General features: G+C 68.0%; 24 protein-coding genes and 1 tRNA gene. 5 read left to right on the plus strand and 20 right to left on the minus strand.

All coding sequences use genetic code 11. From position 1 onward, the window contains the following. Window positions 1-3: 3 nt before the first annotated feature. The 3 genes from mpaC to mpaB are packed head-to-tail and all read right to left on the minus strand — an operon-like array spanning window position 4 to window position 3,547. A complete protein-coding gene (mpaC, locus tag KZC51_RS16040; RefSeq protein ID WP_247631025.1) occupies window positions 4-1,188 on the minus strand; it encodes a daptide-type RiPP biosynthesis dehydogenase in 1,185 nt (394 codons plus the stop codon). Further along, window positions 1,185-2,444 carry a daptide-type RiPP biosynthesis aminotransferase gene (mpaD, locus tag KZC51_RS16045; RefSeq protein WP_247631026.1) on the minus strand — a complete coding sequence of 420 codons (1,260 nt, stop codon included), beginning with the start codon at window positions 2,442-2,444 and terminating at the stop codon, window positions 1,185-1,187. The genes mpaC and mpaD overlap by 4 nt, the downstream gene beginning before the upstream one ends. After that, window positions 2,441-3,547 carry a daptide biosynthesis RiPP recognition protein gene (mpaB, locus tag KZC51_RS16050; protein WP_247631027.1) on the minus strand — a complete coding sequence of 369 codons (1,107 nt, stop codon included), beginning with the start codon at window positions 3,545-3,547 and terminating at the stop codon, window positions 2,441-2,443. Before mpaB ends, mpaD begins: the two co-directional genes overlap by 4 nt. A 130-nt stretch (window positions 3,548-3,677) precedes the next feature. Between mpaB and KZC51_RS16055 the strand changes: the two genes are divergently transcribed. Beyond that, window positions 3,678-3,765 (plus strand) — tRNA-Ser (locus KZC51_RS16055). Window positions 3,766-3,825: 60 nt separating this feature from the next. Here KZC51_RS16055 and KZC51_RS16060 read toward each other — a convergent pair. The 9 genes from KZC51_RS16060 to KZC51_RS16100 all read right to left on the minus strand — a co-directional run bounded on the left by KZC51_RS16060 (window position 3,826) and on the right by KZC51_RS16100 (window position 13,493). Continuing rightward, a complete protein-coding gene (locus tag KZC51_RS16060; protein ID WP_247631028.1) occupies window positions 3,826-4,320 on the minus strand; it encodes a hypothetical protein in 495 nt (164 codons plus the stop codon). 131 nt (window positions 4,321-4,451) lie between these two features. Beyond that, window positions 4,452-5,054 (minus strand): GNAT family N-acetyltransferase, encoded by a 603-nt coding sequence (locus KZC51_RS16065; RefSeq protein ID WP_247631029.1) that lies wholly within the window; start codon window positions 5,052-5,054, stop codon window positions 4,452-4,454. Window positions 5,055-5,083: 29 nt separating this feature from the next. Continuing rightward, window positions 5,084-5,713, minus strand: a complete 630-nt coding sequence (locus KZC51_RS16070) for a phosphatase PAP2 family protein (protein ID WP_247631030.1) — start codon at window positions 5,711-5,713, stop codon at window positions 5,084-5,086. Between the two features lie 31 nt (window positions 5,714-5,744). Further along, complete coding sequence (locus KZC51_RS16075) at window positions 5,745-7,121, minus strand: multidrug effflux MFS transporter (RefSeq protein ID WP_372491804.1); 1,377 nt, start codon at window positions 7,119-7,121, stop codon at window positions 5,745-5,747. Between the two features lie 155 nt (window positions 7,122-7,276). Beyond that, entirely contained in the window at window positions 7,277-8,431 is a 1,155-nt protein-coding gene (locus KZC51_RS16080) for a cystathionine gamma-synthase (RefSeq protein ID WP_247631031.1), read from the minus strand. 75 nt (window positions 8,432-8,506) lie between these two features. After that, a complete protein-coding gene (locus tag KZC51_RS16085) occupies window positions 8,507-9,883 on the minus strand; it encodes a cystathionine beta-synthase (protein ID WP_247631032.1) in 1,377 nt (458 codons plus the stop codon). A gap of 93 nt (window positions 9,884-9,976) precedes the next feature. Continuing rightward, window positions 9,977-10,936, minus strand: coding sequence for a carbohydrate ABC transporter permease (locus KZC51_RS16090; protein WP_247631033.1), 960 nt, complete (start codon window positions 10,934-10,936; stop codon window positions 9,977-9,979). Beyond that, window positions 10,933-12,072, minus strand: coding sequence for a carbohydrate ABC transporter permease (locus KZC51_RS16095; protein ID WP_247631034.1), 1,140 nt, complete (start codon window positions 12,070-12,072; stop codon window positions 10,933-10,935). The genes KZC51_RS16090 and KZC51_RS16095 overlap by 4 nt, the downstream gene beginning before the upstream one ends. Window positions 12,073-12,173: 101 nt before the next feature. Further along, entirely contained in the window at window positions 12,174-13,493 is a 1,320-nt protein-coding gene (locus KZC51_RS16100; protein WP_247631035.1) for an ABC transporter substrate-binding protein, read from the minus strand. A gap of 288 nt (window positions 13,494-13,781) precedes the next feature. Between KZC51_RS16100 and KZC51_RS16105 the strand changes: the two genes are divergently transcribed. Further along, the gene (locus tag KZC51_RS16105) at window positions 13,782-14,786 is read left to right on the plus strand and encodes a LacI family DNA-binding transcriptional regulator (RefSeq protein ID WP_247631036.1); all 1,005 of its coding nucleotides are present in this window, start codon (window positions 13,782-13,784) and stop codon (window positions 14,784-14,786) included. A 108-nt stretch (window positions 14,787-14,894) separates the two neighbouring features. Here KZC51_RS16105 and rplL read toward each other — a convergent pair whose 3' ends face one another. From rplL to KZC51_RS16120, 3 genes are all read right to left on the minus strand, one after another. Continuing rightward, window positions 14,895-15,272 carry a 50S ribosomal protein L7/L12 gene (rplL, locus tag KZC51_RS16110; protein ID WP_141871027.1) on the minus strand — a complete coding sequence of 126 codons (378 nt, stop codon included), beginning with the start codon at window positions 15,270-15,272 and terminating at the stop codon, window positions 14,895-14,897. 48 nt (window positions 15,273-15,320) lie between these two features. Beyond that, window positions 15,321-15,809 (minus strand): 50S ribosomal protein L10, encoded by a 489-nt coding sequence (gene rplJ, locus KZC51_RS16115; RefSeq protein WP_141871026.1) that lies wholly within the window; start codon window positions 15,807-15,809, stop codon window positions 15,321-15,323. A 337-nt stretch (window positions 15,810-16,146) separates the two neighbouring features. Further along, the gene (locus tag KZC51_RS16120) at window positions 16,147-17,124 is read right to left on the minus strand and encodes a type IV toxin-antitoxin system AbiEi family antitoxin (RefSeq protein WP_247631037.1); all 978 of its coding nucleotides are present in this window, start codon (window positions 17,122-17,124) and stop codon (window positions 16,147-16,149) included. A gap of 292 nt (window positions 17,125-17,416) precedes the next feature. On the opposite strand from KZC51_RS16120, the gene KZC51_RS16125 reads away from it, so the two are divergent. Beyond that, window positions 17,417-18,109, plus strand: a complete 693-nt coding sequence (locus KZC51_RS16125) for a YqaJ viral recombinase family protein (RefSeq protein WP_247631038.1) — start codon at window positions 17,417-17,419, stop codon at window positions 18,107-18,109. Between the two features lie 37 nt (window positions 18,110-18,146). Here the strand turns inward: KZC51_RS16125 and KZC51_RS16130 are convergent, their stop codons facing one another. From KZC51_RS16130 to KZC51_RS16150, 5 genes are read right to left on the minus strand one after another with little or no spacing between them, the layout of a single operon-like run. Beyond that, window positions 18,147-18,722: a hypothetical protein gene (locus KZC51_RS16130; RefSeq protein ID WP_247631039.1), complete on the minus strand. Its 576-nt coding sequence runs from the start codon at window positions 18,720-18,722 to the stop codon at window positions 18,147-18,149. Further along, entirely contained in the window at window positions 18,719-19,372 is a 654-nt protein-coding gene (locus KZC51_RS16135; RefSeq protein ID WP_247631040.1) for a hypothetical protein, read from the minus strand. The genes KZC51_RS16130 and KZC51_RS16135 overlap by 4 nt, the downstream gene beginning before the upstream one ends. Beyond that, window positions 19,369-19,995 (minus strand): signal peptidase I, encoded by a 627-nt coding sequence (locus tag KZC51_RS16140; RefSeq protein ID WP_247631041.1) that lies wholly within the window; start codon window positions 19,993-19,995, stop codon window positions 19,369-19,371. The genes KZC51_RS16135 and KZC51_RS16140 overlap by 4 nt, the downstream gene beginning before the upstream one ends. Window positions 19,996-20,044: 49 nt before the next feature. Beyond that, window positions 20,045-20,671 carry a SipW-dependent-type signal peptide-containing protein gene (locus KZC51_RS16145; RefSeq protein ID WP_247631042.1) on the minus strand — a complete coding sequence of 209 codons (627 nt, stop codon included), beginning with the start codon at window positions 20,669-20,671 and terminating at the stop codon, window positions 20,045-20,047. Window positions 20,672-20,678: 7 nt separating this feature from the next. Continuing rightward, window positions 20,679-21,308: a SipW-dependent-type signal peptide-containing protein gene (locus tag KZC51_RS16150; protein ID WP_247631043.1), complete on the minus strand. Its 630-nt coding sequence runs from the start codon at window positions 21,306-21,308 to the stop codon at window positions 20,679-20,681. 283 nt (window positions 21,309-21,591) lie between these two features. On the opposite strand from KZC51_RS16150, the gene KZC51_RS16155 reads away from it, so the two are divergent. After that, on the plus strand, window positions 21,592-23,295 hold the full coding sequence (locus tag KZC51_RS16155; protein ID WP_247631044.1) for an MDR family MFS transporter: 1,704 nt from the start codon (window positions 21,592-21,594) through the stop codon (window positions 23,293-23,295). Continuing rightward, window positions 23,282-23,755, plus strand: coding sequence for a MarR family winged helix-turn-helix transcriptional regulator (locus KZC51_RS16160; RefSeq protein ID WP_247631045.1), 474 nt, complete (start codon window positions 23,282-23,284; stop codon window positions 23,753-23,755). The genes KZC51_RS16155 and KZC51_RS16160 overlap by 14 nt, the downstream gene beginning before the upstream one ends. Window positions 23,756-23,772 lie beyond the last annotated feature (17 nt).

Below are 23,772 nucleotides of genomic sequence, written 5' to 3' on the forward strand. Positions count from 1 at the left end.
TCCTCACCTCCTTCGCGCTGGTCGTCGAAAGTCGGTGGATGCAGCCCCGGCGAGCTGACTCCAGCGGGAGTCACGAAGGACGTCCCGGAAGTCCTCTTCGACGAGACCGGGGAGCATCGGATAGCGGTGCCCCCACCGCTTCTGCGTGGCGAGCGCGATCGCGCCGAACTCGTGAGCGGTCGGCCGCCGTGGAAGAGAGATCTCCCACTGGTCGATCAATGCGGAGATCCCGCGGGATGGATCGAGAGGCAGCACCAATACCCCTGCGGCTTCTCGCCAGAATCTCTCAAGGCTCGCGTGGTCTCCCCACCGCGCGTCTCCTGCACAGATACGACGCCAGATCGGGGCGATGACCGCAACGGTGGCGACCATCTTGCGAACCCCCAGTGCGAAGGCGACTTCGTTGGCGACGTACCAGTGCCTGGCACTGTAGGGGTCCTCCCCGCGTAGCGCCGCAGAGCGCTGCGTCAGGGCGCTCAGACGCGCGAGACGCAACCGAGCGGCAGGAGACGCCGTGTCCCGGGCGGCGGTGCTGAGCAACGCTCTGCCGATGGCGACTGCATCGCTGTCTCCTCTGCGGCTCCTTCGCGAACTCGTCGCGGCGCCGGCGAGACGGAGGAATGCCTCCAGCGCGCCTTCTCTGACGGCAGTGGGCGAGAGAGTCATCAGGTTGTCGGAGTCGATGACGGCGTGGCGCGGTCTCAGGGATCTCCCGCAGACAAGGCGGTAGCCGTATTCGTTCTTGAGGATGGCGACGCTGTTCGTCTCCGACGACGTGCCGAGCGTGGTCGGCACGGCGACGATGTCGACCGGTGGTGGAGCATCGGGCAGGAAGACCAGCGCTGACTTCGACGCGCGTGCGATGACGTAGTCGAGCACCCCTCCAGGAGCGAGCGCGAGAGCCGCGATCTTGCTGGCATCCAGAACGCTCCCTCCGCCGATCGCCACGATCACGTTCGGCGGTCGTCGAGCGATCTCGGCGGCGAGCTCGACGACCGTCGTCACGTCCACAGCACGAGCATCCACCTCGATCGTCCTGACGCCGCGACCGGGGAGAGCGGGGATGGCGACCCCCGAGTCCGCGATCACGAGGGTCTCGCGCCCTTCCGCGAACTGCGTCGACAACCGGGGCGCGACCCCCTGCCCGTGCCAGAGCGTCGGAACCCGTGCGGCGAATGCGGATCTCATGCTGACGCCTCCTGTATCTGCGACAGGCCGGCGCGCACGGCAGACTCGACGGCGAGGAGCTCGTCCGCACGGAAGCCGTACGCCGGGATCAGTTCGATGGCGCTGGGGCCCGGCTGCACGAGGACACCGTGCTGTGCGATGGCCGAGACGACACGAAGGACCTCGGCAGCAGACAACCGACCTCCGTCCCCGTCGCGCAGGCCGAGCCCGACGAAGCACCCCTTGCCGGTGACCTCCTGCACGACGCCGTCCGACGTCAGACGAGCGGCCAGGCGTGCGAGCTCTTCTCCGAGTTCGCGGGTGGTCGACAGCACGTCGATGCGATGCAGTTCCTGGATCACCGCGAGGATGGCCGACGCACACACCGGAGTCCCCGCCTGAGTCTCACCATGAACGAAGGTCCAGGCGCCGCGCACGAACGCGGAGGCGACGCGGGGCCCGACGAGGACTGCGGCGGCGCTCGCTGCACCGTTCGTCAGCGCCTTCGAGACGATGAGGGCGTCCGGGGCAGCAGCCCAGTCGTCGGTGGCGAACATGGTTCCGGTCCGCCCGAATCCCGTCGCCACCTCATCGGCGACGACCAGAAAGCCATACTCTTCCCGGAGCGCGAGAAGGCGGGATGTGAACGCGCTCGACAGCGCATGCGCTCCACTTCCCAGAACAGGCTCCACGACCACCGACGCCACCCGAGAGCCTTCCCGTCGCAGCAGCGTCTCCAGCTCATCGCCCTCATCGCTGTGCGAGACATGCCGCACAGATCTGCGATCCACGCCGTAGACGGCCTGGAGCAGGTCGTCGCCGCTCAGCGCGTGGCTACCGTACATGGTGCCGTGGTAGCTGCCCCGGAGACCGACGACGAGAGAACGGGACCCGGCGCCCTTCTGCGACCAGTACTGCCGCGCGAGCTTCATCGCGAGGTCGTTCGCAGCGCCGCCCGACGTGGAGAAGATGACCCGGCTGTACCGGTTCGGGTTCGCGAGGTCGATGAGCGCTTCCGCCGCCCGTTCCGCGTATCGGTGCGGTGCGCGGAACAGGGAGAGGTAGGACGCGTCGCGCGTCGCCCTGTGCACGGCATCGGTGACAGCCGGATTGCCGAAGCCGAGGGGCACGTTCCACAGGCCGCTGGTCGCGCACAGACGAGTTGACCCATCGGCGAACTCAACGCGATTTCCTTCGGCGCCGACAGCGACCTGTTCCGGCGTGAAGGTGGCGTCCGCAGGGAGCATCGACGTCCACAGGGCGTGCGGAGCGCTCACTCCGCGATACCCGTCGTCCGGGATTCCCTCGCAGCGGCTCTGCCGACATGGATGCTCAACGCGCTGACCGCATCGCGGCACAGGGCACCGGCAGCGGAGGCCGTCATCCCCAGTCGCCGGGCGACCCGCTCTGTCGCGACCTCGTGAGAGCGGGAGGTCTGCACCGCAGCGACGACGGTGGCCGTCAACGGAGAGAGCAGTTGGCGGCGCAGCGTGGTGACGTCGGCGAGCACGACACCGTCTGGAGTCTCCAGCAGGAACGGATCAGCGGGCAGCGGTTCGGCATCCGCCCGGCCATCGTCGAGGGGCGACCATCCGAATCCCCCGATCCGGGCCGAGCCGTTCGCCAGGCGGAGCATCTTCATGAGGTCGGTCGCATGGAGGTATCGTCCGACCCCGTCGCGATCAGCCAGGTCCGCGGCGATCGTCGTGATCGACGCAGCGCCTGCCCACGCCGCGATCTGCGGCAGCGGCGCCGTGATCGCGGACCGCAGGTCATCGATGCTGCCGATGACCTCGCCCCGGACGCCGACGCTGACACGACCATCGGCGCGGACCCTGATGGCGCTCGGAGTCGCGATTCTCTGGGGGTTCGCAAGAGCGCCGCGATGCGCGAGAATCACGCGCGGATCAAGCAAGGCGGAGGGGAACACTCCTGTTCGACGAGCGAGTCGCGCATCGTCGAGGAAGGCCTGCCAGCTGGCGGCGTCGGGGAAGCACACTGCCGTGGGTCCGATGATCTGGACGAACTCGGCTGCGACATAGTCCTGGAGCTCGACACCGCGGTCGCCGAGGAACAGCTCATCGCCGATCTCGGTGAGCGCGCCGCTGTAATGGACGGCGGTTGCGGCGCCGCGGATCGGTTCGCTTCCGTCCGGCAGAAGAACCACATCGCCTTCGACTGCCACCTCGTCGATCGGCGCCGCATTCGCACCGCTCTCGACGAGGAACACCCGCGTATACGTCTGAGGCTCCCCGATGATCCACTCGCGGAGCGCACGGGCACCGACGCGCTCCGCGAACGCCTCGCCCTGCGTGGCTGCGTCGATCGAGCTCGCCTGCATATTCTCCCCCAGGTTCATCCGGTGCCACACGACACTCACATGTACTCGAATGAGGCTAAACAGCAGTCAATCGAAATGCAATATTCTTCACTTCGATGGAGACCTCGAGCGGGAAGCGTCGGGTCACGAGCACTCCGCGCGATCGGATAGACTGTTCAGGTTGTTCCCTGGTGACGTGTCCGAGCGGCCGAAGGAGCACGCTTGGAAAGCGTGTGTTGTGCAAGCAACCGCGGGTTCGAATCCCGCCGTCACCGCCACACAGGAAAAGGAGAAGGGCCCCGCTCACGCGGGGCCCTTCTCCTTTTCTTCCCAACCGGTCAGTTCGGGATGGGCTCGTCTCCGGTGAAGGTGACCGTCACCGAGGCGAGAACGGCAGACGAGGCGGGGTCGATCACCCGCACCACGTAGGGAGTGAGGTCGGTCACCAGCGGTGTCTGCGTCTGGAACCAGAAGTTCGGCATCGCCGTGTCGAGCCGGTAGGTCGCACTGGAGGTGAAGTCCCCTGACACGTGGACGATGTTCACGCTCTGATCGAACAGACCCCAGTCCGTCGTCGTCGCCGGGATCCACTCGATCGTCACGACCTCGGGCAGTGGGCCGGAGAGCGCGAAGTCGACGCGATAGTCCCGGAAGGAGCCATCGTCACCGTTTCGGTTCACGGTGAAGTCGAGAAGGGCGGCCGGTCCACTGGCGGCCGCCAACGGTGCACTCACCGCGACCGCGATCACCGGCGCCGACCACACCGCCGCCGCAAGTACCGTACGACGCGAGACGGAGCCCTCGCCGATCCTGTCCGTAGTGCTCTTCGTCATACCGGTCCTCTGCTCGGCGAGAATTGTCAGAAACCGAGCCTACTAGCCACGCGCCACGCGGGTTCCACGAAAGCGGGGCCCTCCTTCGTCTCTCCTGAGCCGTGAACAGGGCAGCCCGAATCCGGAGACTCTCAGTCCGCGAAGCGCACGCCGAAGCTCTGTCCGCCGGGAGCCGTCGGCAGCGGCCGCATGCCCAGCCGCTCGTAGAACGCGGCCGCACCGGTGTTGTTCGGATCCATGCCGAGGTGGAGCCCGGTGACCCCGCGGCTGGTCAGCTCGGCGAAGAGCGTCTCGATCAGGCGACGCCCGAGACCCTGCCCCTGCGTCTCCGGCAGCAGATCGATGTGGAGGTGCGCGGGGTACTCCCCCGCATTCGGCTCCCTGCCGGGACCACGACCGTACGCGTAGGCGAGCATCCGCTCCTCGCGCGTGGCGGGGTCGGCGGGCTGTGGGAAGCGGTCGTGGAATGCCGGCCACCACTCGTCACGGAACCACTGTTCGAAGGCGTCGGTGTCGTCCGTCGCGACGATATAGCCGATCACGCGCTCATCGTCGGACTCGACCACCCACGCCAGATCCGGGTGCCGCTGCGCGTAGGGCACGGCGAAGAGGTCGCCCCAGAGACGATCGTCGGAGAAGATCCCGGTCGCGTCTCCCCCTGCGTCCGCTGTCTTCACGCACACCTCGTACAGGGCGTCGCGGTCGGCGGGACGGTACGGGCGGATGCGTGACACGGCGGGCTCCTCGCAGGGGTCGGAAGCCCTCAGCCTATCGCCGGTTCCGCGCTCTCCCGCCGCTGCAGCACCCACGGCAGCAGCCAGGCGCCGAGTACGAGGACGACCCCGGCGCCGACCAGCGCTCCGCCGAGCGTGTCCGTCGCCCAGTGGACGGAGAGGATGGTGCGCGACAGCGCCATGACCAGGATCCAGACCGCTCCGCCGATGGCGATCCACACACGCGGGAACACCAGCCAGAGCACCAGGGCGATCGTCGCGGCGTTCGCGGTATGCCCGGAGGGGAACGACCCGAAGTCGCTGACCACCAGCATGTCCTCCGGGCGCGCGCGCCCGAAGAGCTGCTTGAGCAGCTGCACCGCTCCGGCGCTGGCGGCGAAGCAGATCGCGGCGAACACAGCGGTGCGCCAGCGACGGGCGAGCAGGAACGCGACGATCACGAGCAGCGGCACCACGAAGACCGCGATCCATCCGCCGCCGATCTCGTTGGTGAGGCGGGCCACCGCGAGCATCCAGTCGGCGCGATGGGCGGCGATCGTGGCGTTCCACCACACGTCGACGCCCGGAGGCTCGGTCAGACCGAAGACGACGGCCGCACCGAGGGCGGTGGCCAGCGCCAGGAAACCCGCGCCCCACCAGAGCATCGTCGATCGGTTCATCGTCCCATTCTGGCGGACGACGCCTGTGGACTCAGGGAGTGAGCATCCCCACGGTGCGTGGGCGCACGATCAGCCACAGCGAGAGGATGCCGATCGCGGCGCATCCGACCATCACCGAGGCCATGGTGGTGGCGGTGATACCCGCATCCTTCGAGATCCAGCCGACCACGGGCGAGATGAGTCCGGCGACGCCGAAGTTCGTCGCGCCGAGGATGGAAGCCGCAGTTCCGGCCGCCTTCCCATGACGGTCGAGCGCCAGCACCTGCACGTTCGGGAACGTGAACCCGCAGGCGGTCATGAACACGAACAGCGGCACGACCGTGCCCCACAACCCGAGACCGAGCTGGTCGGCGACCACGATCGCGACTCCGGCGATCAGCAGCACCGCGGTCGAGTACGCCATGACCCACTGCGGGCCGAAGCGCGCCGCCAGCCGCGAAGCCGTCTGCACCCCCAGCACGACGCCGAGCGAGTTGACGGCGAACAGCAACCCGTACTGCTGCGCGTTCAGCCCGTGCGTCTGCTGGAACAGGAAGGGCGAGGCCGACAGGTACGAGAACAGTCCGGAGAACGTCATCCCGCCGATGATGAGCACACCGATGAAGACCCGGTCCGAGAGCACGGAGCGATAGCGCTGCAGCACCGTCGACCCGCCGCGCTCCTGCCGTCGGGCGACCGGCAGCGTCTCCGGGATGAACAGGATCGTCGAGAGCAGCATGAGCACGCCGTAGGCCGCGAGCACCACGAAGATCCCGCGCCAGGGCATGAGGGTGAGCAGCCACGACCCGATCAGCGGCGCCACGACCGGCGCCACACCCGACACGAGGGCGAGGCGCGAGAGCATGACCACGAGACGGCGCCCGCCGAACAGGTCGCGCACGATGGCCATCGCCACGACACCTCCGGCCGCGGCCCCCATGCCCATGAGCACGCGGGCCACGCTGAGCAGTTCGAGCGTGGGCGCGAAGGCGGCCCCGACGCTGGCGAGCACGTGCACCGCGGTGACGACGATCAGCGGGATGCGGCGGCCGACCTTGTCGCTGAGGGGCCCGACCACGAGCTGACCGATCGCGAAGCCGATCATCGTCCCGGTGAGGGTGAGCTGGATCGCCGCGGCGGTGGTCTGGAAGTCCTCCTCCAGCACCGGGAAGGCGGGGAGGTAGAGGTCGATCGTGAACGGTCCCAGCGCCGTCAGCGCGCCGAGCAGCAGGATGTAGAGGATCCGCCGCCGATTCGGGATCGAGTCGCCGGGGTGCAGCATGATCGGCGCGGTCGCCGGATTCGATCCGAGGGTGCGGATGGCCCCCGTCGCCGTCGAGGCGCGGATCGCACCGGTCGTGGTCGGGATGCTCGTGCGCTCGGGCTGGGGAACCGTCGGCGAGGAGTCGGTGCGGGGGGCGTCGGACACGAAGGTCCTTCCGGAAATCGAGGGTGTCAGTCGAATCGATTCGACCTAGGGGAATCATCCATGTTACCGCCGTCACGGCATCGCCCGCCCGCTGCACGCACGAAGAAGCACCTCCCCGAGGAGAGGTGCTTCTTCGTGCCCGCAGCGGGCGGAGGTCAGCGGGAGAGGCGCGCGAGCCCCTGCTCGAGATCCGCGATCAAGTCGGACACGTCTTCGATGCCGACCGACAGCCGCACGATGTTCTCGGGCACGGCGAGCTCGGTGCCGCGCACCGAGGCGTGCGTCATGTCCGGCGGGTAGCCGATGAGCGACTCCACCCCGCCGAGCGACTCCGCGAGCTGGAAGAGCTCGGTGGACTCCGCGAACGCCCGGGCGGCGTCGGCACCGGCGGCGAGGCCGAGCGACAGCATGCCGCCGAACCCGCTCATCTGCGACGCCGCGATCTCGTGCCCGGGGTGCGAGGCCAGACCGGGGTAGAAGACCTGCGCGAACTCCGGGCGTTCAGCCGCCCACTCCGCGATCGCCTGCGCGTTCTCGGAGTGCTGGCGCATGCGCACCGACAGCGTCTTGATGCCGCGGGTGGTGAGCCAGGCGTCGAGCGGCGCCGACACGGCGCCCACCGCGAACTGCTGGAACTTCACCTGGTCGGAGAAGCGGTCGTCGCCGAAGACGACGGCTCCCCCGAGCACGTCGGAGTGGCCGCCGAGGTACTTCGTGGTGGAGTGCACGACGAGGTCGGCGCCGAGGGCGAGGGGCTGCTGCAGCGCGGGCGAGGCGAAGGTGTTGTCGACGACCAGGATCACGCCGGCGGCGTGCGCCAGCTCGGCGACGGTCGCGATGTCGACGACCTTGAGCAGCGGGTTGCTGGGGGTCTCGAGCCAGATGATCTTCGTCTCGGGGCGGAGCGCGGCGCGGATCGCGTCGAGGTCGCCGAGCTCGACGGTGGTCGTCTCGATGCCCCACATCGCATACACCTTCGTGAACAGCCGGTAGGTGCCGCCGTACACATCGTTGCCGAGCAGCACGTGATCACCGGGCTTCAGGATGCCCCGCAGCAGCGCATCCTCGGCTGACAGCCCCGAGGCGAACGAGAGCGCGCTCGCACCCCCCTCGAGAGCAGCCAACTGGGTCTCGAGCGAAGAACGCGTCGGGTTGCCCGAACGGTTGTACTCGTACCCCTCGCGCAACCCGCCGATGCCGTCCTGGACGTGCGTGGAGGCCTGGTAGATCGGCGGGATGATGGCGCCGGTCGTCGGGTCGGGCGCTTGGCCTGCGTGGATGGCTCGGGTGGCGAAGGCGTGGTCGGACATCTCCCCAGCCTACGACCGGCCTCCCCCGAGGTCGGCCCCCTGTTACGTCGCGCGTCCGCTCAGGGCGGTGCGCCGTCAGCGCGACAGGTACGCGAGCAGGTCCTGTCGGGTGAGCACCGTGTGCGGCTTGCCGTCTTCGGTCACCAGCAGCGCGTCGACATCCGCGAGCGCGGCGCGTGCCTGAGCGATCGGGGCATGGATGCCGATCAACGGCAGCCGCTCCCCCGTGTGCGCGCCGACGGCGTCGGTCGGCTTCGCCTCACCGCGGAAAAGCAGATCCAGCAGGCCCTTCTCATCGACCGTGCCGACGACCTCGCCCATCATGACCGGGGGTTCGGCGCTGAGCACGACGAGCTGCGACACGTCGTACTCGGTCATCATCCCGATCACCTCGAGCACGGTGTCGGTCGGATGCGCGTGCACGAGGTCCGGGATGCCTGCGCCTCGGCGGGTCGTGCGGGCCGCGACCACATCCGCCACGGTCTCGCCCTCCTCGATGTCGCTGAAGCCGTAGGAGCGCATCCAGCCGTCGTTGAAGATCTTGCTGAGGTAGCCGCGCCCGCCGTCGGGCAGCAGCACGACCATGACGGCATCCGCGGGAAGCTCCTTCGCGATCCGCAGCGCTCCGACGACGGCCATGCCGCTGGAACCGCCGACGAGGATGCCCTCCTCGCGTGCCAAGCGCCGGGTCATGGCGAACGACTCGGCATCTCCTACGGCCACGATCTCGTGCGGCACGCTCGGGTCGTAGGTGCCGGGCCAGATGTCCTCGCCGACACCTTCGACCAGATAGGGGCGTCCGGTGCCGCCGCTGTAGACGCTGCCCTCGGGGTCGACGCCGATGATGCGCACCCGGTCGTCAGACACCTCGCGCAGGTAGCGCCCCGTGCCGGTGATCGTGCCGCCGGTGCCGACGCCCGCCACGAAGTGCGTCACGGCGCCGTCGGTGTCGCGCCAGATCTCCGGACCCGTGGTCTCGTAGTGGCTGCGGGGCCCGTTCGGGTTCTCGTACTGGTTCGGCTTGAACGCACCAGGGATCTCGCGGGCGAGCCGATCACTCACGCTGTAATACGACTCCGGGCTGTCTGCCGGAACGGACGTGGGCGTCACCACGACGTCGGCCCCGTACGCCCGCAACACGTCGTTCTTGTCCTCGGCGACCTTGTCGGGCACCACGAAGACGCACTTGTAGCCGCGCTGCTGCGCGACCAGCGCGAGTCCGACCCCGGTATTGCCACTGGTCGGCTCGACGATCGTGCCACCCGGCTTCAGGTGCCCCTCGGCTTCGGCGGCATCGATGATGCGCGATGCGATGCGGTCCTTCGCGGAGCCGCCGGGGTTCAGGTACTCCAGCTTCACGAGGACCGTGCAGGCGACGCCCTCGGTGACACGGTGGAGCTTCACGAGAGGCGTGTCGCCGACGAGGTCGACGATGGAGTCTGCGTACTTCATGGTTTCAGGGTACGTGCGCGGATGCCGCGACCGGGCGTGTGTTGCACCCGATCGCGGCATCCGTGTTCGACGGCCGCGGAGCCCGACGGAGGATCAGCCCTTCGTCGACCCGGCCAGCAGACCTCGGACGAAGTACCGCTGGAGCGAGAAGAACACGATCAGCGGAACGAGGATCGACACGAAGGCGCCGGCGGTGAGCAGGTACCAGCCCTCGCCGCGACCGGTGATCTCGGCGAGCACCTTCGTGATCGGCGAGGCCGCTCCGTCGGCGAACACCAACGCCACGAGCAGGTCGTTCCAGACCCAGAGGAACTGGAAGATGGCGACGGATGCGATGGCGGGCATCGTCAGCGGCAGCACGACGCGGAAGAAGATCTGCCCGCGGGAGGCACCGTCGACGCGTGCCGCCTCGATGATCTCTCCCGGGATCTCCGACATGAAGTTGTGCAGCAGGTAGATCGCCAGCGGCAACGCGAACATCGTGTGGGCGAACCAGACCTGCGCATAGCCGCCGGCGACATCGAGTCCCAGAGTCACCTGCAGTCCGAACAGGTTGATCCCCCGCGAGAACGACGACAGCAGCGGGACGAGTGCCATCTGGATCGGCACGATCTGCAGCGCGAACACGAAGATGAACAGCGCGTTGCGCCCCTTGAACTCGATCCACGAGAACGCGTAGGCCGCCATCGCCGCGATCATCAACGGGATGATCGTCGCGGGGATCGTGATCACGATGGAGTTGAAGAACGACTGCAGGATCGTCAGCTGCGTGGTGCCGGATTGCAGCACGGCCACATAGTTGTCGAGGGTCACCTGCGGGTTGGCGAAGAACGTCCACCAGCCACTGGAATCGATCGCATCCCTGTCGCGGAACGACGAGATGAACAACCCGAGCGTCGGGACGGTCCAGACGACCGCGATGAGGATCGCGGCGACGCTGGCCCACGGCCTGCTGAGACGCTTGCGCACGCGACCGGCGGAGGCATCGAGCCGCCCCCCGGTCGTGAGCGCCCGGGTGGAGGTGCCGAGTTCTGACTTCACGGTATCGGTCATCGGATCTCCCGCTGCTTCTTGATCTGGCGCGCGTTGTAGATGACGATCGGCAGCACCAGGATGAACAGGATGACGGAGAGCGCCGCACTGCGTCCCGCCTCGAACTTGGAGAACTGCGTGTACATCTCATTCGCGAGAACCGATGTGCCGTAGTTTCCACCCGTCATGGTCCGAACGATGTCGAAGACCTTCAGAGAGGCGATCGAGATCGTGGTGAGCACGACGATGAGCGCCGGCCGGATCGACGGCACGGTCACCGAACGGAAGCGCTCCCAGGCGTTGGCGCCGTCGAGCTCCGCCGCCTCGAGCAGCTCCTGCGGCACGCCCTTGATGGATGCCGAGAGCACGACCATCGCGAAACCGGTCTGCACCCAGATCAGCACCACGATCAGAGCGAGGTTGTTCCACGGGCCGTTCAGCAGGAACTGCTGCGGCTCTCCACCGAACCAGACCAGGATCTGGTTCAGCAGGCCGATCTGCTCGAACTCAGGTCCGCGGTAGGCGTAGACGAAGCGCCAGATGATGCTGGCACCCACGAACGAGATCGCCATCGGCATGAAGACCAGGAGCTTGTAGACCTTCTCGCCGCGGGTCTTGTCGATGAAGACCGCGTAGGCGAGGCCGATCAGCGTGGACAGCGTCGGGACGAGCAGGACCCAGACGATCGTGTTGATCACAGATGTGACGCCGTCGGACTGCGTGAAGATCCAGAGATAGTTCGACAGGCCGACGAATTCGCTGCCCGTCGAGTTCCAGAACGACGCGTACACGGTCTGGATGGACGGGAGGATGAGTCCGGCCAACAGGAGCAGCATCGCCGGAGCCATGAATGCGACGAGCTGGATGAGATACCCCGCACCGTCGCGGGAACGATAGTCGAGGAAGAAGAACAGTGCGCCGACGAGGACCGCGACTCCCATCGCCCAGTAATAGGAGTTGAAGAACCACATCACGGCGAGCGGGATCAGCAGGCACATCGCCAGCCGCACCCAGGTGTAGAGCGCGCCCCTGCGCGGCGCGATATCGACGAGAAGCAGGATGATCGCCACGACCACCGCGAATGCGATGACAACGGCGACGGCTTGGAGGATCGGCGGGAGTGCACCGATCCATTGGAAGAACTGAGTCGCGTTCACGGAATCCCCTTCATGAGACGGCTGATCAGCGGACCGTGCGACGATGCACGGCCCGGGTGTGAGAAGGAGGGCCGCCCCGCGGGGCGGCCCTCCTCATCGGATCAGTTGGAGGGCCAACCGGTCTGGATCTGCGCCAGAACGTCGTCCGTCGACGTCCCGTTGATCCAGGCGACCATCCCCTTCCAGAAGGTTCCCGAACCCACCGCGCCAGGCATCTGGTCGGAGCCGTCGAAGCGGAAGGTCACGGAGTCGTCCTGAAGGAGCTTGATCGACTCCTGCAGGATCGGGTTCTCGACGGCGTCGATGTTGACGCCCTTGTTCGCGGAGGTCACGCCACCGAGTGCCAGACGGCTGTCAGCCCACTCGGGGCTGGAGAGGTACTCCAGGACCTTCTGCGTCGCCTCGGAGTCGCTGAACGCGCCGACGATCTCGCCACCACCCGTGATGAAGGTCTCGTCCGGGCTCTTGCTCGGCAGCAGGAACGCCCACACATCGCCGTCCTCGGCGATGTTCGTGCCCTCGGGGAAGAAGCCGGAGAGGAAGGACGCCTGGTGCGTCAGGGCGCAGTCGCCCTTGGCCAGGGCCGGTGCCACGTCACCGAATGCGGTCGAGTTGATCGAACGCACGTCGCCGAAGCCGGCGTTGACGTAGGCCGGGTCGAGCAGGATCTCACCGGTGGCGTCGAACGCCGCCTTGATCTGCGGGTCGGTGAACGGGATCTCGTTCTTGACCCACTGGTCGTAGACGTCGGCGCCGGCGTTGCGCAGCACGAGATCTTCGATCCAGTCGGTGCCGGGCCAGCCGGTCGCCACGCCCGACTCGAAGCCGGCGCACCACGGTGCCTTGCCGCTCTTCTCCTGAATCGTCTTCGTGAGCGTCAGCAGCTCCTCCCAGCTCGTGGGCTCCTCGACGCCCCACTCCTTGAACTTGGTCGGCGAGTACCAGACCCAGCCCTTGACGCTCGCCATGAGCGGTGCGCCGTAGAAGGTGCCGTCGTAGGTGCCGAAGTCGACCCATCCCTGGGTCCACCCCTCCTCCGCGTTCTTCTTCACGGCATCCGGAGCGGGCTTCAGCAGGTCACGCGACGCGTAGTCGGCGAACAGGCCCGGCTGCGGGAAGATGGCGATGTCGGGCGGATTGCCGCCCTGTGCGCGGGTGCCGAGCTGCGTCTCGAAGTCCTGGCTGCCCTCGTACTTGATGTCGATGCCGTTCTCCTTCTCGAAGTCAGCCCACGACTTCTGGAGGAGCTTCGCCTCATCGTCGACGATCGTGCCGTAGATGGTGACCGTCTTGTCACCGCCGCCGCCGGTGCCACCACCCGAGGGGGCACCGCCCGGAGCACCGCACCCTGCGATCGCGATGCCTGCGACCCCCAGCAGAGCGAGCGGCGCGAGCCGCCTGGAACGCTGCGAAAGACCCATGTGATTCTCCTCTTCGAGTTCACGGCCCCTACCTCGTCCGACGCCACCCCCGGCGTCGTTCGGGAACCGATTCCAGGTAAACCTACTGGCCTTCCACACCCGCGCACAATGGCGAAACATCACAAGCTCGCAACCTTTCGAGATGCTCGAACGACGGAGATGGGAGCGCTCCCGTGATTGATGTGTGGAACCGGTTTCTTTCAGAGCCTGGAACAGCTACCATGACATCCGCGAGCCGCCTTCGGCGCATCGCTCGGCGCGCAGGCGCCGCCTGGTCGAGGAGGACCGATGAGCACGATCGCTGACGTCGCCGCGCGGGCAGGCGTGTCGAAGGCGACAGCGAGCCGTGCCCTCAGCGGACGCGGCTACGTATCGGAGGCGACGCGCCTGCGCGTGGCCGACGCCGCGGACGCCCTCGCCTACGTCGCGCACTCCTCCGCCACGAGTCTCGCCACCGGGCGCACACAGACCGTCGGCGTCGTCATGCCTCCAGTCGATCGCTGGTTCTTCGCCGAACTGCTCGCCGGCATCCAGGAGTCGCTGTTCGCACTGGACTACGACCTCTCGCTCTACGGCGTCCCCGAAGGATCGGAAACCAGGGAGCGCCTGTTCGAGAGCGTGCTGCCCCGCCGCCGCTTCGACGGCATCATCGCGGTGGGCATCCAGCCGAGTGCGCGCGAGCTCGAGCGCCTGCAGCGCACCGGACGCCCCCTTGTGAGCGTCGGGCCATACAGTGCGGGGTCCAGCTCCATCTCGATCGACGACACCGCGGCGGCACGGATCGCCACCGAGCACCTCATCGAACTCGGCCACAGGGACATCGCCTTCGTCGGCGGCTCGACAGACTCCGGAGAGCTGAGCTTCGGCGACGCGCGTCGGCTCGACGGCTACCACGGGGCATTGCATGCGGCGGGGCTCTCGGCGCATGCCAGGGTCGCCGGCGCCACCCCGACCATGCCGGGCGGATATGCCGCCGCCGCGGGACTGCTGGGCGACCGGCGGCGGCGCCCGACCGCGATCGTGGGCGTGTGCGATGAAGCCGCGATCGGTGCGGTGATCGCCGCCAGACGCCTCGGCATCGCGGTACCGACCGAGCTCAGCGTGGTCGGCATCGATGATCACGAGCACGCCGAGATGTTCGCCCTGACGACGATCGGGCAGTCCCCGCGCGAACAGGGGCATGAGGCGGTGCGACTGCTGACACTGCGGATGAAGGACCACGATGCGCCGCTCGAACACGTGGCCGCGGCATCCGCTCTGGTGGTGCGCAGCTCCACGGCTCCGCCGCGCTGACCGCAGGGCCGGCCCCGGAGACGCACGAAGGCCCCGGGGCGAACCCGGGGCCTTCGGTGAAGCGATGAGACGCCGGGTCGATGCGTTGACGCGTCGACCCGGAGACGATTACTTGAGGGTAACCGTGGCGCCTGCCTCTTCGAGAGCAGCCTTGGCCTTCTCGGCGGCTTCCTTGGTTGCGCCCTCGAGCACAGCCTTCGGGGCACCGTCGACGACAGCCTTGGCCTCGCCGAGGCCGAGCGAGGTGAGCTCGCGGACCGTCTTGATGACCTGGATCTTCTTGTCTCCAGCAGCCTCGAGGACGACGTCGAAGGAATCCTTCTCCTCGACCTCTTCCGCAGCGCCTCCACCTGCGCCGGCAACGGCGACGGGGGCAGCAGCGGTGACCTCGAACTTCTCCTCGAACGCCTTGACGAAGTCGTTGAGCTCGACGAGGGTCAGGCCGGCGAACTGCTCGAGCAGCTCCTCAGTGGTGAGCTTAGCCATGATGTATCTCCTAGATAGATGGGGTTAGTAGACGAGATCGCCGGTCGCTTACGCGGCCTCTGCGGTCTCCAGCTTTTCGCGAAGAGCATCGATGGTGGCCGCAGCCTTGCCCATCGTCGCCTTCATCATGCCCGCAGCCTTCGCCAGCAGAACCTCACGGCTCTCGAGCGCGGCGTACTTGTTGACCTCGTCGGCAGAGAGGGCGTTGCCCTCGAAGATGCCGGCCTTGATCACGAGAAGCGGGTTGGCCTTGGCGAAGTCACGAAGAGCCTTGGCAGTGGCGACGAAGTCACCGTGCACGAAAGCGACAGCCGACGGACCCTTGAGGTCGTCATCCAGCGCAGTGATGCCGGCCTTGTTGGCGGCGATCTTGGTCAGCGTGTTCTTCACCACGGCGTACTCAGCGTCCTGACGGATGCTGTTGCGCAGCTCCTTGAGCTGGGCAACCGTCAGACCGCGGTACTCGGTCAGCAGAACGGCGGACGAGTTCTCGAATGACTTCGTGAGCTCGGCAACCGATGCATCCTTCTGCGCCATGGTCACTCCTTGGTGTGTACGAGGCGCCCCACGGTGGTGAGGCGCCGACCCCGACCGCCTGCAAAAGAAAAAGCTCCGGCGCAAGCGCACGGAGCTTCAGAAGTTCGTGACACCTGCGCGGGCCCCTGCGATGCAGAGTTTCAATCTCCGTGCACTTGCGCGCACGACGATGACCAGCGGTCTTCGGTTGCTCCCAGCGTACCCCACCCGCTCCCCTCCCCCCAAATCCCCGCCTCGCCCGCCCCCGCCCCCGCCGCCGAGGCCCATCACCCGCGTCGAGACCCATCGGTAATGATGTGTCCGCTGATGGGTCTCGACGGAAACGGTGGGTCTCGGGTCAGGGAAGGAGGCCAAAGGATGCCAAGCGCGCCCCGAGACGTTCTGCGGAGACGATGTGCGACGATTCCCAGCGCACGATGCGCCAGCCCGTAACCCCACGAATCGCGTCCTCCCTGCGCTTCTCCGCCAGGAGGATCTCGTCCATCGAACGCCCGCCGCGCTTCTCTTCATCGAGGTACTTGCCGAGCCCGTCGAACTCTCCGAACGCGCGCGCCTTCGGAAATGCGAAGTCCGTCCAGTAGTCCTCGCCGTCCGGGCCGATCACGTGATTCTGCAGCCCGAGACCCGTGAAGCCGAGCCGGTGCAGTTGCAGCCGACTGACGCTCTCTCCAGGCAACTGGGCTCGGCCGTCGGCGAAAGCGATCACACGCCGAGCGCGGCGGATGCCGCGCGTGGAAACACCTGCGGCGCGGTCGAGCAACCTGTCGCGCCACGCGGCCGCGAGCACGTGATCCTGATGTTGATCGCGCACGGCGAAGCGACGCAGCGCCGCATCTGCACTCGCGACGGCGGCCTCGGACGTCATCCGCTGCGCGAGGTCGAGTACGGTTCGCTCCACGGACGTGCAGCGTAGGCCGTTCACCTCGACCACGTCGTCGGCGGCGACGCGCAAGGCGTGTCGAGCGGCGCCCGCTCGAACTCGGCTATGACTGGTGCCTCCGACGAGGGTGTGCACCACAGCCGGCGCCGAACGATACAGCGGCAGCCCGTGGATGACAGCCGCTGACTCGAAGCAGAAGGGTGGTGCCGCGTACGACGAGTCGTGGTGCACGGCGACGACTGCCAGAAGATGCCGCCCCTCGTTCCAGAGCCCTTGCCACTCCGTGGCGTCGACGTACCAGCCGCGCCGGATCCGGATCAGCTCACCGGATGCCACCGCGTCCAGCACCCTGCGATCTGTCGATCCGGACTCGCGCAGCTGAGTCCGCGAGCGGAGCATCCGCTTCGCATCCTCGATCGTGATGGCTCTCGGCATCCGACCATCCTGACCACACCCGCTGGTGGCTCGCGCAGACAGATCTCCGCGCGGTGGGCAACGGTTCCGAAACGCGTGTCGTGCAGGAGGAGTGCACGCACAGCCGCCTCACCCAGACCCACCATCCGCGCCAGAACCCATCATGCGCGACATCGCGGGCGATGGGCCTGGGCAAGTGCGATGGGTCTGGGGGCAGGAGCGGGTGGAGGTGGGGGTGGGGAGCGGCGACGAGACCAGGCGGACGGCGGCGTGTATGGGGAGCAGGGTCCGTGGGCGGGGTTAGGGTCGAGGAGTGAATCAGGATCTCGCCGCACGCATCGTCGCGGACTCCCGCGACCGCGTTGCGTGGCTGCGAGCGCGATCCCGGGGCATCACCGCGACCGACGTCGCGGGGCTCACCAGCGAACGCTCGATCGCCCGTGCTGCCGACGCCAAGCTCGGCGGCGGCCCGCGGTTCGGCGGCAACGCCTACACCGACCATGGTCGGCGTCGCGAGCCCGAGATCGCCGCCTGGGTCGCCGCGACCCACGGCATCCTCCCCTCCTCTGCGCTGTTCCGGGCCGAGGTCGAGCACCGCCACCTCGCGACCCCCGATGGCATCGCCGTCGATGCCGACGGCCGCGTCAAGCTCGCCGAGATCAAGACGACCAACAAGCCCTTCCGGGGCATCCCTCGCACCTACCTTCGCCAGATCTGGTGGCAGCAGCACGTGCTCGGCGCCGAGCGCACCCTGTTCGTCTGGGAGGAGCACGTCGACTTCGCCCCGATCCACGACGAGCCCCGGTGCGTGTGGATCGACCGCGACGACAAGGAGATCGCGAAGCTGGTCGGGCTCGCGACCGACCTCATCGACGAGCTCTACCGCCGCACCACCGGACAGCAGATCCCGACGCGGATCGCGGATGCCACGGCTGCCGCGGCGGCGAGTCGACGCGAGCACCTGCGCGAGCGCGACGCGTTCCGCGCCCTGGCTCTGGCCGACTGACGCCGAGCCTCCTCGGGTGGGCGCCCGCGACACATCGTCATGCAGCCGTGAACGTGCACGTGGTCGCCCCACCCGCGAGAAGAGCGGCGTACGTGACCGTGATCTTCACCTTGGTCGGCGAGCGCCAGGTGACACCTCCGGCCGTGACCCACGTCGTGCCGAAATAGACGACGTACTGCCCGCCGGTGAGGACGAAGCCCAGTCCGCCGAGGAGCCCGTCGAGCACGCCCTTGCTCACCACGGTGGTGTACACGCCGGCCGTCGCGGTTCCCGGTGTCAGGATCGATCCGCCCGAGCCGTCAGCGGCTGAGGTGAGGTACACGTTGAGGGCGGTGGTGGGCGGGTAGCCGGTCGGCGTGGTGGGCCACCGCCACTTGATCGTCAATGCCGTGCCACCGAGGATCGTGCTCAACGGGTTCGGGCAGGTCAGTCCGCCGGGCAACGGCTCCACGGCCGGCGGCAGCAACGCCAGCGCGGTGACCGTCGCTCCCGCGTACTCCTCGTCGGCGAAGGCCGCGTCGGTGTCCTGCACGGGCGGAGCCACGGCGAGACCCAGCAGCAGTGCCAGCCCCGCCGTACCGGCGAGCATCCGTCGCCCGGTCACCCGCATCATGGGGTCTCCTTCTCGTCGCGCACAGGTCGCCGTCGATGATCGAGCACCAGCGCGGCCCCGGTCGCGACCAGCAGCGCGCCGCCTCCGAACGCCACCGAGACGATGGGCGGGAGCCCCGTCGTGGCGAGTCCGCCGCCGGGTCCGACGACCGCCGACTCCCCCGCACCCTGCGCGTGCACACGGACGTCCGTGGCACCGCCTTCGTCGTCGGCATCCAGCGTGATCGCGAGCCGCAGATGCGCGACCTCGGTGTCGGCCATCTCGGCGAGCGCGAACTCGGCCCCGTCGCGCGGGATGCTCCACGCCGTACGCAGTTCCGTCGCGCCGCCGGGGCAGACGTCGGCCTCCCACTCCCGCAGGCAGAGCGAGGCGTCGAGAGTCAGCGGCGCGTCTCCCCTCGCGCTGACCGCGATGCGGACTGTGCCGGGGTCAGGAGCATCCGCACTGATCGTGACATCCCACTGCACCGGCTCGCCGGGCCGCAGGCGGGATGCCGCGTCCCAGTCGGCCACCGATACCAACCGGAGCACGTCGCCCTGGATCACCTGCGTGGTGGGCGACGCCCAGGCCGCTGTCGGCACCGCGAGCGCACTCCCCGCGGCTCCCACGGTGAGCGCGGAGAGCACGGCGACGAACCGGCGGCTGATCATCGCCCGCGCCCGCCCCTCTCCCGCCGTTCCGACCGCTCGCTCCGCTCGGACGGCTCCGCCCGCGGCCAGAAGGCCCAGACGACCAGCGTCGTAGCGGCCAGGGTGAGCGCGCCGAGCACATACGGGTTCCCCATCCCGACGATCGCCGTGGCGATGCCGGGGATCGAGAACAGCACGATGCGCACCGACGTCGCGGTGTACGGGAACGGATCATCGTCGGCGTTGGCGTCTCCGCGCATCGTGATGATGCGCTCATCGGCCGTCGCGCCCTGCTCGACCGAGGTGACGCGGTGCGTGATCGGGAGCGCATCCACCCGGTCGACCGTGACGACGTCGCCGATCGCGATGTCGGAGGCCGGCACGCGCTGGACGACGGCGACCGACCCCGCGGGGATCGTGGGCGACATCGACCCGGTGCGGAACATGATCAGCGTGATCTGCGCGGTGAAGGCGAGCACCACCAGCACGATGCAGAGCACGCCACCCACCGCTGCGATCCAGAGCAGCGCATCCGCGATGAGTCGTCCGGGATGCCGGCGTCTGCCGGACGGGGTCGGCGCGGCGGTCACGGTGCCGGGCGCGTCGGACGAAGGCGCCTGCTCCCGCAGACTCCGTCTCGTCATCGGCGTCGTCATCTCGGCCCTCTCGTCCTCTGCTGCGCGAGCGCGACGCTCACGGTGCTGCCGCCGTGCCGAGCACCTGCCAGGTGAGCGTGGTGCTGGCCCCCTGCACGGTGTTGTCCGCCGCTGCCTGGAGGGTCACCGCGATGCAGTAGTTCACGGTCGATCCCCCGTTGGCCGATATCGCCTGGGTCGCCGTGCCGTTCGTCGCCAGCACGGAGAGGTCGGGAACCACCGACGTCCCGGCCGCGTAGCTGGTAGAGGTGCACGCGGTCGCCGCAGGGATCGTGCGCACCCCGTACCGCAGGTACACCGCGAGTCCGGTGGCCGACGGCGTCACCGCGTTCCACTGCAGATTCCCCGCCACCGACGGACTCGCCGTCTTGACGCTGAACAGCGCATACGTGGTCGCCCCCGGGACCATCGACGACGGGGTCGCCGCGAACGTCAGCGACGCGGGTGCCCCCGCGGTCGCATGACTGGCGAACGTCGAGCCGTCGGCTGCGCCCACGATGTCGAAGCGCCCGGCGGTGAAGGTCGCCGAGCCGTACTCTGAGTCGTTCCAGGCAGCGAGCGTCGCCCCCGCGCCGATGCCGAGCACGAGCCCGCCCGCGAGGACGGCTCGTATGCGGCGGGAGCGGATGCGCTTCGCCTCCCGCACGCTTCGGCGGGTGTTCACGGTGCGCTCAGTTCGTCGACGTCGCGGTGAACTCCCACGTGGCCGTCGTGGTGAGTCCCTGCTCCAGGTTCGCATCCGCGGTCACCGCGAAGCAGAGTTGCACCGCGGCTCCTGCCGTCGTCGCATCCGCGCCCTCCAGAAGCGTGACGGTCGTCGTGCCGGTCTGCGCGTCGAGCGTCGCTCCCGTCGCGATCGGCGTGCCGGTCGCGGATGCGGCGTTGCACGTCGCGCCCGGTGCGAGCTGGTAGATCGCGTACGAGAGGTGGTCGGAGTTCGAGCTGGCGGCCGCATCGGCTTCCGTGCCCGCGGCGACGAGGTCGGCTCCGGTGGTGGTTCCTGCGGCGAGACGCACCCAGAATCCGGCGTAGACGGAATCGCCCGGCGACATGCTGTCGACCACGCCGGTCGGAAGCGTGAAGGCGAGGGTGGCCGCGGTGTCGCCGTCATCCACGTTGTGATCGCTGTAGTTCGCGTTGCCGGTGCTCGACCCCTCCAGGTTGAACGTGCCTGCCGTGAACGTGCCGGCGGCGAACTCGGAGTCGTTCCACGCGGCGAGCACGGCGACGACGCCGACCCCGAGCACGAGCCCGCCCGCGAGCACGGCGAGCGCCTTGCGCTGATTCTGCTTCGTGACCATGATCAGTTCCCCCTCAGGAATCCATCGACCGTGCGAAACGCCTGGGAATGGTCGCCCCTCAGAGACCTGCGTATACAGCCGGACTCAATCCTCGCCAGACGAATCGGCCGCCGACAAGGCGATTCTGCGCAGGAAGGGCACTCTTTGCGCGCAGTCGGTCACAACCTCATCACGGAGATGGTTGACAGACGTCAACCAGATATCTATAGTTGACGAAGTTCAACTACCTTGTGGGCGCCAGCGCCGTCGCCACCACACCTGCGACTCACACGAAGGACCCCGCATGACCACGGACTCCCCCGTCAAGATGACGCATCGCCAGGTGCTCGAAGCCCTCACCGGGCTCCTGCTCGGCATGTTCGTCTCGATGATCGCCACCACGGTGGTCTCGACGTCGATGCCGGTCATCGTTCACGACCTGGGCGGCGACCAGGCCGCCTACACCTGGGTCATCACGGCCACCCTGCTCACCACCGCCATCTCGACGCCGATCTGGGGCAAGCTCGCCGACCTGTTCAACCGCAAGCTGCTCATCCAGCTCGCCATCATCGTCTTCGTCGGCGCCACGGCAGCGGCCGGCTTCGCGCAGGACACCGATACCCTGATCGCATTCCGCGCCATCCAGGGCATCGGCGGTGGTGGTCTCGCAGCCCTCAGCCAGGTCATCATGGCCGACATCATCAGCCCCCGTGAGCGTGGCAGGTACATGGGTCTGTTCGGTGCCGTGATGGCCGTCGCCACGGTCGGCGGCCCGCTTCTGGGCGGATGGATCACGGATGCCGCGAACTGGCGCTGGAACTTCTTCGTCGCGCTGCCGTTCGCGATCGCCGCGCTGATCATCCTGCAGAAGACCCTGCACATCAGCACCGAACGCACGAGCAAGGCGTCGATCGACTACGCCGGGATCGTGCTGCTGTCGACCGCGGTATCGTTGCTGCTCATCTGGATCACGAACGCCGGCTCGACCTTCGACTGGTGGGGGATCGAGACCATCCTCATGGTGGGTGGAGCGGTCGTCGCGACCGTGGTCTTCATCATCGTCGAGCTCAAGGTGCGTGAGCCCCTCATCCCGCTCTCACTGTTCCGCGGTCGCACGTTCACGCTCTCGGTCATCGCGTCGATCTCGATCGGTGTGGCGATGTTCGGCACCTCGGTCTACCTCGCGCAGTACATGCAGCTGTCCCGCGGCGCCTCCCCGACCGAGGCCGGCCTGATGACCCTGCCGATGATGGCGGGGCTGCTGATCTCGTCGATGGTGGTCGGTCAGCTGGTGACCCGCTTCGGCAAGTGGAAGGGCTACCTGATCCTCGGCTCCGTGCTGCTGATCGCCGGCTCCAGCCTCCTGTCGACCCTGCACTACGACACCGACTTCCTGCTGGTCTCGGTGTACATGTTCCTCACCGGAGCCGGCGTCGGCATGACGATGCAGAACCTCGTGCTCATCGTGCAGAATGTGGCGAAGCCGAGCGAGATGGGCGTCGCGAGCTCAGGAGTGACGTTCTTCCGCAGCCTCGGCGGCACCATCGGCGTCTCGGTCATGGGCGCCGTGCTGGCGAACTCGCTCACGTCGCTGTTCTCCGACGGCAAGGAGCGCATCGGTGCGGCGATCGCCGAGCTCGGCGCCAAGGGAACGGATGTCGCCGCGCAGCTCTCCAGCGGCACGATCCCCGAGGTCCGACTGCTGCCGGAGCCCGTGCGGTCGATCATCGAGGACTTCTACGCCCAGGCGATCTCGCACGCGTTCCTGATCGGCATCCCGCTCGCGGTGATCAGCCTCGTCGCGATCCTGTTCCTGCCGAACCGTCCGCTCACGACCATGACGACGACGGAGCGCGCTCAGGCCGACGCGGCGAAGGCCGAGTCCGATCGCGCTGAGACCGGCAGCCCGGTCGACGAGGCGGCCGATGTCGCGATCGCCGACGCCGCCGCCCTTTCCGGGGTGCCGACCGGCACCGTCACGACGGGTTCGAGCGATGACCGTCGCTGAACACTCCTCCGATTCCCCCGAGGCGCGGGCCGCCGCGGTCCGCGCCCTCGAGGCGGAGTTCGGTGAGCTGATCACCCACTTCCGTCGACTCATCCTCGAGAACGCCAATCGGGTGAGCCCCGGCATGCTCCCCGGCGCCTACAAGGCGCTCACCACGATCGCGCGCTGCGAGCAGGTGACGGCCTCGGCGCTGGCCGAACGGATGCTGATGGACAAGGGACAGGTGAGCCGCACCGTCCGCGAGTTGGAGGACCTGGGTCTCGTCGAGAGATCTCCCGACCCAAGCGATGGCCGTTCCTCGCTGCTGCGGCTGACCGCGCTCGGCACCGAACGGCTCGCCGCGGCTCGCGCCCCCCAGGAGGGGATGCTGATGAGCGCCCTCCACGAGTGGAGCCTCACCGACATCGACAACCTCACCCGCTTGCTGCACGCTCTCGCCTCCGGGGTGACGCCCGGGTAGTTCCCTCGGCGCCCCCG

It is taken from the genome of Microbacterium croceum, from assembly GCF_023091245.1.
Lineage (GTDB): Bacteria > Actinomycetota > Actinomycetes > Actinomycetales > Microbacteriaceae > Microbacterium > Microbacterium croceum.